This window comes from Paenibacillus sp. SJS-P3, from assembly GCF_056711585.1.
In genome coordinates, this window is sequence record NZ_CM160043.1 from 1,988,243 (window position 1) to 2,000,579 (window position 12,337).

The following is a 12,337-nucleotide window of genomic DNA, read 5'->3' on the forward strand; positions in this document are numbered from 1 at the left end:
TGCCTCTCGGAAGCGCCAAGGCAAAAAGCTGCCGCCGCGTTTCCATTGCGCCTTGTCGAACATTGACGTTCTCTGACGAGTAGCGGTAAAATCCAGTAAGAACGGCTTGTTCATTTTTTTATGGCATGACAGACTTCTCCCGCGCGCTTACACATGGGATTGATTCAAGGACATCGGGTCAAAGAGGAACGGGATGGCGCTTAAGCTGCGCCACTACCTTGAGGATCCAGCGGCAGCGATCTTCTCCACTCGTCAGGTTTCCCTTTCGAGATGCTGGTAGTACAATGATTGCATACACGAAAAGTTGAAGAGGAGATCCTTATGAGCGAAGAGAGCCGCTTTTCCCTTATAGAACCTGACGGCAGGCGGATAAGACTCCATGCGGAGGAGCCCGGACTGCCGCAGTACAAATCCGTCGTGCTTAATAATCCCCATCCGCTCGTCATGATGGATTCTTCTTGGAGAATCTCCATCGTGAACCCGGCGTTCACCGAGAAGCTCGGCTGGGCCCAGGATGAGCTGGCGGGCATGGATGCGATTGAATTCAGAGCTCTGCTGATGCCCCAGTCGGACATCGACCTGGAGCGGTTCGGCGCGGGCGGAACGGAGCCGGTCTCCTATGAAAACCAATGCAAAAGCCGGAGCGGCAAAATTATCAGCCTGGAGGTCGTCTTTTACCCTTTGAAAGCGGACAACGGGGATATTTGCGGATACCTGTTCTCCCTGATGGACATATCCGCCCGCAAGGAAGCCGAGCTCAAGCTGCAGGAGACGATCGAAAGGTACACCTCGCTCAAGAAGTACAACCATGATGCCGTCATATCCCTGGATCTGAAGGGCTGCTTCATTCATTGCAACGCAGTCGCCGAGAGGCTGCTCGGCATGCATGCCGAAGAGCTTGTCGGCAAGGACTTTTCTCCATACGTCAAAGTGCCGGATATCCGCTCCGTTCTTGAGGACTCGCATGAAGGCGACTCGGTCGAGCGGCGGATCAACGAAATCGTGAATCGCGACGGGAAGGCGGCGGAGATTCTGACCTCCGTAGCCCCGATCATCATCAACGAACGGATCATGGGCTATTATCTGATCGCCAAGGATATCACCGAGCAGAAGAAGCTGCTTATCGAGAAGGAGGCTGCGGAGTCGACGACCCGCGCCAAGAGCGACTTCCTGGCGATGATGAGCCATGAGATCCGCACGCCGATGAACGGTGTCATCGGCATGACGCAGCTGCTGCTGGATTCGCCCGATCTGAGCGACGAGCAGCGCAGCTTTGTCGAGATCATCCGGCAGAGCGGGCAATCTCTCCTGACGATCATCAACGACATTCTGGACTTTACGAGAATCGAGGCCGGCAAGACGGCTATCGCCAAGGTTCCGTTCAGCATCCGGGAGCTCGCAGCCGAGACCGTCTCCGTCCTGATGCCGGAAATTCTCGAGAAGAAGCTGTCCGTCGATTCCAAGGTCGACGGCGATGTGCCGGACATGCTGCTCGGAGACGGGGGCAAGCTGAGGCAAGTGCTGCTGAACATCATCGGCAATGCCGTCAAATTCACGGATTCCGGCGGTGTCAGCCTCCATATCTCGCGGAGGGCGTCGACCGGCTCCAACGTCCTGCTCCTCGTCAAGATCAGGGATACAGGAATCGGGATTCCCGCCGATGCGCTGCCGCTCTTGTTCAACCCGTTCAGCCGCCTGGACAACTTCATGACCCGCAAGGTGGAGGGGAGCGGCCTGGGCCTTGCCATCTCCAAGAAGTTCGTCGAGCTGATGGGCGGAACGATCGGAGTGGAGAAAGTGGACGGGCCGGGAGCTTGTTTCGCCTTCACTGTCAACCTCGAACGCAGCTCTGAACAAGCGGCTCAAGCCGAACAGGCCGAAGCCGGAGCGGAAGACGCCCGTTCCTTCAAGATCCTGATCGGCGAGGATAACGAAGTGAACCAGATGGTTCTGCAGAAGATGCTCGTCAAGCTTGGCCACGAGGTGGCGGTCGTCGGCAATGGAACGGAAGTGGTGGAGGCATTCCGCAAGGATGGCAGCGGATATGACATGATTTTCATGGATGTGCTCATGCCGGTCATGGACGGGATGGAAGCGACCCGATGCCTGCGCAGCCTGTCCGGGAACGAAGAAACGCCTTATATCATCGCGGTTACAGCCAATGCCCTCAAGGGGGACAGGGAGGCCTGCCTTGCTGGCGGCATGAACGATTACATCAGCAAGCCGATCCGCAAGGAATCGCTCATACAGGCGCTGGAACGATACCGGCTTCAGAGGCCGAGAGGGGATTAGCGTGGTCAAGACATCAACCGATACCGGCAAGTTTAAGCTGGAGAGGCCGAGAATTGCAGCGGCTGGTTTCGAGGAGCCCGTTCAGGTATCGATCTCAGCACCTGCGAGTTCCAGCAGCTCGGCGTTGAGATGGAGGATCTGAAGGGATGCATTATCGCGCCGGCCCAGGCGATCCTGTTCACGAGAATTTTCGGACTGGTCGTCAAGGAGTAGCGGCCCGGCTATGAGCATGAAGAAGGACCGAGCGCGAGCAGACATGCTCGCGTCCGGTCCTTTTTTGGCGGGACGATTTCGATATTCTTTAGAACGCCCAGTTGCCGCCGCGGAAGATCGGCTCCAGGGTGCCGTCCTCGAGGATGCCGTCGATATCCATTTCGGCGGAGCCGATCATGAAGTCGACATGGGTAATGCTCGTGTTCAGCCCTTTTTCCTTCAGCTCGTCCTGGGACATGCCCTTGCCGCCTTCGAGGTTGAAGGCATAAGCGCTGCCGAGCGCAAGATGGTTGGAGGCGTTCTCGTCGAACAGCGTATTGAAGTACAGGATGTTGGAGCGGGAGATCGGGGAATCGTAAGGAACGAGAGCGACTTCGCCGATCCGGCGCGCGCCTTCGTCCATCTCGAGCAGTCCTTCCAGAGCTGCAAGCCCTTTCTCCGCCTCGGCCTTCACCACGCTGCCGTTCTCGAACGTCAGCTTGAAGTTGTCGATGATGGTGCCGCCGTAGCTGAGCGGTTTGGTGCTGGATACATATCCGCTTACGCCGTCGGCCTTCGCCGCTGTGAACACTTCCTCCGTAGGAAGGTTGGCTACGAACTGATTGCCTTGGATATTGTGGCTGTCCGCGGCGACCCACAGATGGCCTTCCGGAAGCTCGATCGTCAGATCCGTTCCGGGGGCGGTGTAATGCAGTTTTTTGTATTTGCGCGAGTTGAGATGCTCCGACTTGGCGTTCAGGCTGGCGATATGCTCCTTCCAGGCGGCGACCGGATCGTCGAGATCGGCGCGCACGGCCTTGAGGATGGACGTCCACAGGCTGCTGTACTGCTCTTCTTCCGTCGATCCCGGGAACACCTTCTTCGCCCATGCTTTGGACGGCGCCGCGACGACGCACCAGCTGAATTTGTCGGACTGCATCATCTGGCGGTATGTAGAGAGGGCTTTGCCGTAGGTTTTCTGATGGTTGATGATACGCTCCTGGGCGACTCCCTTGAGCAGATCCGGATCGGAAGAAACGACGCTGATGACAGCCGCGCCTTCCTGGACAAGCTCCAGCATTTCCCCGGCATACCATTTGGGCTCGTCGAGGAACGCTTCGTCCGGTGCGAGCTCATAGCGCAGGCGGGCCAGCGTGTCGTCGTTCCAGTTGACCTTGACGGAACGGGCTCCTGCTCCGTACGCTTTTTTGGCGATCAGTCGAACGAGGTCTGCGGCATCAAGAGACGCGTTGATGACCAGCTTCTGGCCGGGCTGGATTTGGACGCCGACCTGAACGATCAAATCCGCATACCGCTCGATCTGCTCTTTCAGTTTGGTCATGTTGGTTCCTCCATTCATTGTTCGGGTTCCTGATCATTGTACACGATCTGTTCCGAAAAATGAAAATGCCATGCTATGATGGGAATACCAATCCGCCTTGCCGGCGCCTGAAAGGAGAGGGACGGCTTGTTCTCCTGCCAATTGAACCCCGACCTGGAGCTGAGGCTTCTGGAGACGCGGTATGCGCATCCCTTGTTCCGGACGGTCCAGCGGAACCGGGACTACCTGGACCGATGGCTTCCCTGGGTCAAGCATATCGAGAATGTCGACGACATGAAGGATTATATTGATTTCGAGCAGAAAAGAAGAGATCTTCAGCAAGGCTTCTCCGCGATCATCCTTGAGGGCGGAAATCCCGCCGGAGTCGTCAGCTACCAGGAGCTCGACTGGCGCAACAGCAAGGCTTCGCTCGGCTATTGGCTGAGCGCCGACTGCCAGGGAAGAGGAATCATGACGCTGGCCTGCAAGGAAATGGTTCAGTACGCCATCGTGACGCTCGAAATGAACCGGGTCGAGATCAGGACCAGGTCGGACAACGCCCGCAGCCGGGGCGTCGCCGAGAGGCTGGGCTTCTCGCTCGAAGGCCTGCTCAGGCAGGAAGAGCGGAGCGGAGCTTCCTTCTACGACCATGCTGTCTACGGCATGGTCGCCTCGGAGTGGGACCGGCACAAAAGAGCGCGCCGGGAAGCGGCAGGAGAAAGCAACGCGGGACCTGGCGCAGCGGGGGAAGGATGACTCCGGCCGGGGCGAGCAGCCTGTACGATGCGAAGCTGGCGAGCGATGAAGGGGTATCTGTCGGAGCTTATCTGTCGGCGGTCGCTATGAGAAAGCGAAGCAGCTGCTTGCCCGAACCGCGATTCCGGTGTCACACTTATGGGATTATGTCGGCCTTGGCAGCCGGACCTACTTCCACGCCTGGTTCCGCAGACTGTCCGGCATGACGCCGACATTATCCGTTCCTCTAGTGAGTTTCATCCCCTGGATTCATCCACCTGCCGCCTATATGGCGGCTTTTTTCATTCCAGGAATTCGAGTCCGGTATTGCGCAGATCGATGTGGAACTTCATGCTGATCTGCGCTGATTTGTACCGTTCCGGCCATTCGTCGTATTGAGCCGGCTTCAGCCGGCTGCGGAAGCGGTTGCCGAACCCGAAGACATCCGCGCCGGCTTTTTGCGTTTTCGCGAACATGGATTTCGCCTGCACATTCAAGTCCTCCTGAAGCTCCTGTACAACCTCCGTTTCGGTCATTTCATTCATCTGGGAGCTGTCCACGAGCGTGACGATCAGCGAGGAATCAACGGTGATGATCGGCTGTCCGTTTTTGAGCTCGGTTTTTACTCGCGTGCGGTTATGGACGATTTTGACGTCCGATCGGCTCATCAGCTTCACCTCCGAATCGTGGAAGCGATGGGTGATGATCTCATAGATGAGCGATTCATCTTTCGACAGCTCTCCCACCATGCGGTCCTTCATGAAGATGGCATTCCCGTCCAGCTCGAAGGAATTTTGGCTGCCTTCAATCAGGACCGGAATCAGATTGGAATGGAGCGGATTGTACAGCTTGGAATAGACCTCCCACAGCATCGTCTTGTTTTTGCGGGGAATGCCGCCGGCATAGGGCTCGAAGAACAGCTTGGTATAGATGCCGGAGAGCTCCCCGGTCGGATTGGGGCTTGTGAAGATCCGGCTCATCTTTCCCTTGACGATTGCCACGACGGCATCCAGCGGCACCGAACGCTCCCTGGCCGCAAACTCCAGATAGGACTTCAAGCCGAAATGGGCTATGGATTCGTCGAGAAGCAGCGCTCTCGTGGAGGAGGCATCCAGCGATTTGGGCAGCTTGTAGCGGGCTCGGTTCATCGCATCGGCAACGGTAAGGCCGGCTTGGCTCATCGTGAAGAAATCTTTCCCTCCGGTGCTCTCAGCCGTCTTGGGCAGAGGGAACCGCATCCACACGTTGAGCAGCTTGCCGGATCCTTTCTCCAGTCCCATCGCACCGATCATGAGCCGGTTGTCCACATCCTTGGAATCCCAGCAGCCGGACAACAGCCCGAGCAGGCAGCACGCCGCCGCCGCCCGCAGCACCTTGCTCATGAAGCCGCCTTCTTTCTCCGTCCACGAATCGTCAGTGCGGCCATGCCGAGCAGCGGAAAGCCGAAGAGCGCGTACATTCGCAGGCCGACGGTGTAAAAAATGGTTCCTTCTACTGCTCTCCATGACGGGAGGGACGAGGCGGCAGCATAAACAAGCAGCACGATCGCACTGTAGATCCAAACGGCTTTGGCGCGGGGAAACAAGCTTTTTATCGATTCGCCAAGCGCATGAAGCTTCAGAGCCATGATCAGCAGCACGTACAGCATCGTCACCGACACGAACAATGCGGTCAGGTTCTCGAAGACGATCCAATAATGGTAGACCGAGTCCATCTTGGAGATGAACGGCAAGGTGAGGTGGCGGCTGAGCTCACGGCTGAACGTCATGACGGGCAAGTAAATAAACCCGGCTATCATAGGGAACGACAACAGCAAGGCATAGGCATAGCTTTTGCGGTAACGGCTGGAGCTTCGGGAATTGTACCTGCCGATCAAGGCTGAGAAAACAAACCCCATCCAGATGAAGGAGCCGGAGTAAAAATACTTGTTCATCAGAAAATCCCCGCTCGTACGGAGCCAGGGGCCGCCGAGAATCCAATTGACGTCGCTGAAGCCGATCACCATCAAGCCGACGGAAAGGAAGGAGCTGACCAGGAAGAGAACTCTGGCAGCCCTCACAATCGGCATCATTCCGGCCAGGGCAAGCGCTCCGGGCGCAAAAAGCATGCCGTTGAGAAAGGTGATGGGAGTCGTCGGCAGCATCGTCATCGTAATCATTTCCGAATAGGCCCTCAGCATGACGACGAGAGCTCCGAAGATGAAGATCAGCTGCGGCAGGCAGAGGACGAAAGCCGCCGGGAGACCGATGGAGCGGCCGAGGCGTTCAATCACCTTCTCATCGTTCAGACGGCCCAGCAGCTTGCTGTAGAGCAGGCAGCTCAGAAAGGCCAGGGCGGCCCAGACGGCGAGCGGAATCCAGAAGGCGCCGGTCGTGCTTCGGGCGACCAGGCTTGGATAGATGAAGCCGGCTGAGGCTCCGAAATAGAGCATTTGCACGGCGAACATGTCGTAGCCGGTCAGGGAGGAGGACGTGTTCATGACGGAGAAGCCCCCTTTTTGCGCAGAGACGTCAAATATGGAGCGCCGAAGGACTCCAGGCAGCTCAGATAGAAGACGAGACAAGTGAAGCAGAAGACGATGCCGAGCACTCCGGCGACGGCAGCTCCGACAACGATGAAATACTTGAGGATCCGCTGGACTAATCCCATCTGGTAATCAATGACGATGAAGTTGGTGATGGCGGTCGCGGCGACGATGATCACCAGCAGGTTGCTGACGATGTTCGCTTGGATAATCGCTTGGCCGAGCACGACGCCGCCGACCATCGTCACCGTGGAGCTGATCGTCTTCGGCAGGCGGATGCCCGCCTCGGTGATGAAATCAATGATGACCAGCATCAGGAAAGTCTCGACAAAAACGGGATAAGGAACCCCTTCCCGGCTGGCGGACGCAGCGAGGCTGATCTCCAGCCGGTTCACGTCCACATTGACGGATGTCAGCGCTACGTACATGGCCGGCAGGAACAGATTCATGAACATGGCCAGAAACCGGAGCGAGAGCAGAAAGTAAGAGACATAGGGATTGACGTAATTGTCTTCGGGAGAATGCCAGAAGTCGGTATAGACGGCAGGGACGGTCAAGGCGAACGGGGATCCGTCGACTACGATGACCATTTTGCCCTGAAGCAGATCGGCCGTGGAGCGGTCGGGACGCTCGCTCGATATCGCGAGCGGGAACAAGCCCATCTTCTTGCGGGAGATGAGCAGCCTCAGCAGCTGGCCGCTGTCCTGGATGCCGTCGGTTTTGATATTCCGGAGCCTTTCCTTCAGCTTGGCCAGCAGCTCCGGGTCGGCAGCGCCCATACAGTAGAAGATCGCGACCCGGGTCTGGCTCGTCTCGCCTATTTTCGTTTCCCACATCTTCAGCTTGGGAGAACGGATCTGCTGCCGGATCAGAGCCGTGTTGGTATCCAGATTTTCGTTGAACGCATACATCGGTCCTTGGAGAACGCTCTCGGTAATCGGGGAGCCGATGCTGCGCTGCCGGGTTTCCGACAGGTCGATGAGGAGCCCGTTGTCGGATATGGAGGTGCAAATAACGGCAGAGCCGTTGCAGATAGCCCTCTCGCAGGCTTGATGGCCGCCTTCCGCTATCGAGGTGCCGCTGTAGCGGCTTAGTTTCGCGGAGAACTCCTCCAGGCCCGATGATCCCACCAGCAGATCGAGCTTCTGCGTGGAGCAGAGGGAAGCGAGAAAGCAGACGAAAACCGTCCCGGAGCCGGATGTTCCTACAGCTTCGGTTCTGTAATCGGCCGAATCGCCGAAAGCATCCCGCAGCATCACGAACAAGGCCTCGTTGCCGGAACCGGCTCTCAGACGGTGGATGGTTTCAAGGATTTCAGCCATGGCTGCGCCTCCGATCTGGATATGGTAACATTGGCAGCCTTATCCTGTCCGGAAGCGGGGAATCTCATGTATCGAAAAGCGGGAAACAGATGCCGTAGAGCCTGCGCCTCTGGTATACTTGGCACAACATCATGATAGAGTCGGGGGAATCAGCCGATGTCAGTTGAACGGAATATCATCGCCCCGGCCCAGGTCCGGGACCGTTCGCGGCGATGGCTCCGCTTCGCGGAGCGGGACAGCCTTTTCTGGAGAAGGGCATGGGGAGGTCTATGGGCAGCGGGAGCTTTCCTGGCTTCCGCGTCCGCGATGGGCGCTCCTACCGGATTCGGGGCGGCGCAGGATGCCATGCTGATGGTGCTGGCCGCGACAGCGGTTCTGGGCTTGCTCTCCATGCTGCTTGCCATTGTGTTCGCCTTGGTCCGCCTTCCGCTGCCCCGATTGTTTGCGGGCGGGGCGGCTGCCCTGCTTGCAGGCGCCTGCGCGGCGCTGAAACTATCGGGAGCCGGATGGACCGTGTCCATCATGCTCGCAGCGGCTTTCACTGCCTGCGGAATGGCGGCGGGAATGCTGTTGTCCGCCCTGCATGCCGGAGCGGACAGGCGCAGACGCCCGGGCAGCGGCAAGCCTGCATTCAGATTCGCCGTCTTCGCAGCGTCGCTTCTGCTGCTGCTGCCCATGGCTGTCCGAATGTCCGAAGACATCGGAGAGCGAATGGCAGGGGAGTCGGCAGACTACGCTTTTTCTCCGACTTCGAGCGGACAGGCTGGATATCAGGTGTTCACTTATGGCAGCGGTTCGGACCGAAGGGAGGAGTTCGGCGAAGACGCCATGCTTGTATCCAGAACGGCGGATGCGAGCTCGCTGCTGCCCTCATGGACATGGATCAAGAGCCTTTACTGGGGGTTCGATCCTTCCCGTCTGCCGCTCAACGGAACGGCATGGCTGCCCGAAGATAAGGAACCGGCGCCGCTGGCGTTGCTGGTGCACGGCAACCACCTCGCCGAGCAGGATTCCGACAAAGGCTATGCCTATCTCGGGGAGATGCTCGCTTCCCGCGGGTATGCGGCCGTATCCGTGGACGAGAACTTCCTGAACTATTCACTCTGGTCCGATATCCCGGATGACGATATGCTGCTGCGGTCCTGGCTGCTCCTCCGCCATCTGGAGCAGCTGGCCGAATGGGCGGAGCTGCCGGACAATCCGTTCTATGGCCGGATCGACCTGTCCCGGACCGCGCTGATCGGCCATTCCAGGGGCGGACAGGCCGCAGCTATGGCCGCGGACGCCTCCCGCTGGTTCGGCAGCAGCGTCGACGGCGTCTCCATCCTTGCCGTCGCGGCTCTCGCGCCGACCGATACGATCACGGACGGAGAGCGGGCGCAGCTGAGCGGGGTCAGCTATCTCGTCCTGCAAGGCGACCGGGACGCGGACTTGACGGATTTCTACGGAGAACGGCAGTACAACCGGACCGGGATCGAACCTGACTCCGATGATTTCAAAGCGGCCGTCTACATCCCGGATGCGAACCACAGCCGGTTCAACAGCGACTGGGGCACGATGGACAATTCGCTCCCGGGCGGGCTGCTGCTGAGCCAGAAGGGGCTTCTCAGCGGACAGGAGCAGCGTGCAGTCGCTTCTTATTTCATCTCCGCCTTTATGGATGCGGTGTTCCGCAGCGATGCGGAAGCGAGAGATAGGATCCGCGATCCCCGCGACAGCATCCCCGGAGTCCGGTCTCCCGATTATTCCATTCAATATGAAGACGGATCCTACCGGATGCTTCAGGACTTCGAAGACGCAGCCAGCCCGGCAAGCGCGCCGGCAGCGGAAGAGGCTCCCGGCTTGACGGCGACCGTCGAGCCCGTTCCGAGCCGCAGCGGAGGAGGGCAAGGCAGCCTGGCCGGGGTCTTTTCCTGGAACGCCGGCAGCGGCGAGGGGTACTACCGGCTTCGCCTGGAGTCGCCGCAGCTCCTTCAGCCGGCTGGCGGCGTCGCTTTCTCCGCTGCCAGCCGCTCCCTGGACCTGTGCGAGGCGGACGGCTCCCCTTGCCAGCCTCAGGAGATTTCCGCGACCGTCCGCGTGACCGATGCCGATGGACAATTTTCCCAGGCTGCTGTCGAGCCGATCACCCCTGCCGCAGCTCCGCGCTACATGCGCATGTCCTGGCTGGCGGAAGGGTGGAGCAAAGGGAAATACATGGCCGCCGCCGCTTCCGTCCTACATTCGTACCGGATGCCGATGAAGCTGTTCGCCATGCTGAATCCGCGTCTGGACACGGATGAGCTCGTATCCGTCGAGATCCGCTTCCGATCCGCCGGAAGCGGACCCGGCAAGCTGATGCTGGACAATATCGCCTTTTATGGTCCGGATTTCTCCGAATCGTCGATTTCTTCCCCTGATTGAGAGGTTTAGGGAACTTGACGCCCTTGTCCAACGCTGGCTATACTTTAGTAAGTGCTTATTGAACTTATTTCCATAAATCGCAAACGATCCGGTTCAAGGGATCACGGAAAGGTTGGACGCCCTTTTGAGCAAATCCTCCGCCAACAAGAGCAAGAACAGGAACAAGAGCCAAGGCAGCAAGGCCTATGTCAATCCGAGCAAGAAAAAAGGCGGCAACGGGGCGCTTATCTGGCTTTCCCTCGCCGTCGTCGCGGTAGCCGCCGTCATCATCCTCGGCATCAACAATCAATCCAAGACCTCGTCCGAGGCGTATGATTTCGATTATGCCGACTTGCCTCGTCTGGGCAGCGCGGACGCTCCGGCCAAGCTCGTCGAGTTCGGCGATTACAAATGCCCGAGCTGCAAAACGTTCGCCGAATCGTACAAGCCGCAGCTTCAAAAGGACCTCATCGACACGGGCAAAGCGTCGCTTTATTTTGCCAACTACGCTTTCCTCGGCAAGGATTCCATCACGGCCGCCGAAGCTGCTGAAGCGGTCCGGACGCAGAAGCCGGATGCTTTCTGGACTTATTATGAAGCTCTTTATGCCAATCAAGAAGATGAGAACACCGCATGGGCGACGCCTGAGAAGCTCGTGCAGATCGCCAAGGATGCGAAGATCGACATCGATTACGACAAGATGCTGTCGGAGATCGAGAGCGGCGTCTACACGGACCGGGTAAAGGAGCATAATTCCCTGGCCGCCAAGACCGGCGTGCAGGGCACTCCGACGCTGTTCCTCAACGGCAAGCTGGTGAGCTTCAAAGATTACAACGATCTCAAGAGCCAGATCGAGGCCGCAAGCAAACAACCCTGACCGCCCCCAAGGAGTGACGGAGCATTCATGACACGGAGTGAAGAAGAAGAGCAGCCGGTCGAAGGCTTCTGGCCTCGTTACCGCTTTTATTTCGCTTGGATGGTCGCCCTCCTCGCGACGCTCGGCAGCCTGTACTTCAGCGAGGTCAAAGGGTTCATTCCTTGCGACCTCTGCTGGTACCAGCGCATCTGCATGTATCCGCTGGCCGTCATTCTCGGCGTCGCGGTATACAAAGGGGACAGGGGCATCGCCAAATACGCTCTGCCTCTGGCTGCCGCGGGATTCCTGATCGCCCTCTACCACAACCTTGAAATCTGGAATCCTTCCCTGGCGGAATTCGTGCCGTGCAAATCAGGCGTGCCATGCAACCGGGACTATCTCAACTGGCTCGGGTTCATTACGATTCCTCTGATGTCGATGACGGCCTTCGCGGCCGTGCTGTTCTGCCTGTTGGCAGGCAGGAAGGGATCGCACCGATCCTAGGCAATGAAGGAACCAGGACCTGCGTCAACTGCGACCATAGACACATATCGACAAGAATCGGCATGCTTTTCACCGTCTCAAATGCCCCAGCCTGCATCCGATGCAGGCTTTTTTTATTTGCAAACAGGTTTTGATTGTAAGACTAAAGGCGTGGGTATATGATTAAGGCGAGTCCGTTTATAAAGCGGTTACATGACGATTTTTATCTC

The 12,337-nt window shown here is 58.2% G+C and carries 9 protein-coding genes; 5 read left to right on the plus strand and 4 right to left on the minus strand.

From position 1 onward, the window contains the following. The first annotated feature begins 321 nt into the window (after positions 1-321). Positions 322-2,292, plus strand: coding sequence for a PAS domain S-box protein (locus AC06G8_RS08995; RefSeq protein WP_480285073.1), 1,971 nt, complete (start codon positions 322-324; stop codon positions 2,290-2,292). Positions 2,293-2,593: 301 nt separating this feature from the next. On the opposite strand, the gene AC06G8_RS09000 is transcribed toward AC06G8_RS08995, so the two are convergent. Next, on the minus strand, positions 2,594-3,826 hold the full coding sequence (locus tag AC06G8_RS09000; RefSeq protein WP_480285074.1) for an aminopeptidase: 1,233 nt from the start codon (positions 3,824-3,826) through the stop codon (positions 2,594-2,596). A gap of 126 nt (positions 3,827-3,952) precedes the next feature. Here AC06G8_RS09000 and AC06G8_RS09005 point away from each other — a divergent pair, with 126 nt between their 5' ends. Beyond that, on the plus strand, positions 3,953-4,561 hold the full coding sequence (locus AC06G8_RS09005; protein ID WP_480285075.1) for a GNAT family N-acetyltransferase: 609 nt from the start codon (positions 3,953-3,955) through the stop codon (positions 4,559-4,561). Positions 4,562-4,842: 281 nt separating this feature from the next. On the opposite strand, the gene AC06G8_RS09010 is transcribed toward AC06G8_RS09005, so the two are convergent. From AC06G8_RS09010 to AC06G8_RS09020, 3 genes are read right to left on the minus strand one after another with little or no spacing between them, the layout of a single operon-like run. Next, complete coding sequence (locus AC06G8_RS09010; protein WP_480285076.1) at positions 4,843-5,922, minus strand: Ger(x)C family spore germination protein; 1,080 nt, start codon at positions 5,920-5,922, stop codon at positions 4,843-4,845. Further along, positions 5,919-7,019: a GerAB/ArcD/ProY family transporter gene (locus AC06G8_RS09015; protein ID WP_480285077.1), complete on the minus strand. Its 1,101-nt coding sequence runs from the start codon at positions 7,017-7,019 to the stop codon at positions 5,919-5,921. Before AC06G8_RS09015 ends, AC06G8_RS09010 begins: the two co-directional genes overlap by 4 nt. Next, positions 7,016-8,386, minus strand: a complete 1,371-nt coding sequence (locus AC06G8_RS09020) for a spore germination protein (protein ID WP_480285078.1) — start codon at positions 8,384-8,386, stop codon at positions 7,016-7,018. Before AC06G8_RS09020 ends, AC06G8_RS09015 begins: the two co-directional genes overlap by 4 nt. A 156-nt stretch (positions 8,387-8,542) precedes the next feature. Here AC06G8_RS09020 and AC06G8_RS09025 point away from each other — a divergent pair, with 156 nt between their 5' ends. From AC06G8_RS09025 to AC06G8_RS09035, 3 genes are all read left to right on the plus strand, one after another. Beyond that, on the plus strand, positions 8,543-10,789 hold the full coding sequence (locus tag AC06G8_RS09025) for an alpha/beta hydrolase (RefSeq protein ID WP_480285079.1): 2,247 nt from the start codon (positions 8,543-8,545) through the stop codon (positions 10,787-10,789). Between the two features lie 124 nt (positions 10,790-10,913). After that, entirely contained in the window at positions 10,914-11,645 is a 732-nt protein-coding gene (locus AC06G8_RS09030) for a DsbA family protein (protein ID WP_480285080.1), read from the plus strand. Positions 11,646-11,672: 27 nt separating this feature from the next. After that, on the plus strand, positions 11,673-12,128 hold the full coding sequence (locus AC06G8_RS09035) for a disulfide oxidoreductase (protein WP_480285081.1): 456 nt from the start codon (positions 11,673-11,675) through the stop codon (positions 12,126-12,128). The last annotated feature ends 209 nt before the right edge of the window (positions 12,129-12,337 follow it).

Excerpts from the sequence above, each read along its gene's own strand:
- AC06G8_RS08995 (WP_480285073.1), top strand. The coding sequence starts at position 322 with ATGAGCGAAGAGAGCCGCTTTTCCCTTATAGAACCTGACGGCAGGCGG.
- AC06G8_RS09000 (WP_480285074.1), bottom strand. The coding sequence starts at position 3,826 with ATGACCAAACTGAAAGAGCAGATCGAGCGGTATGCGGATTTGATCGTT.
- AC06G8_RS09010 (WP_480285076.1), bottom strand. The coding sequence starts at position 5,922 with ATGAGCAAGGTGCTGCGGGCGGCGGCGGCGTGCTGCCTGCTCGGGCTG.
- AC06G8_RS09015 (WP_480285077.1), bottom strand. The coding sequence starts at position 7,019 with ATGAACACGTCCTCCTCCCTGACCGGCTACGACATGTTCGCCGTGCAA.
- AC06G8_RS09020 (WP_480285078.1), bottom strand. The coding sequence starts at position 8,386 with ATGGCTGAAATCCTTGAAACCATCCACCGTCTGAGAGCCGGTTCCGGC.
- AC06G8_RS09025 (WP_480285079.1), top strand. The coding sequence starts at position 8,543 with ATGTCAGTTGAACGGAATATCATCGCCCCGGCCCAGGTCCGGGACCGT.
- AC06G8_RS09035 (WP_480285081.1), top strand. The coding sequence starts at position 11,673 with ATGACACGGAGTGAAGAAGAAGAGCAGCCGGTCGAAGGCTTCTGGCCT.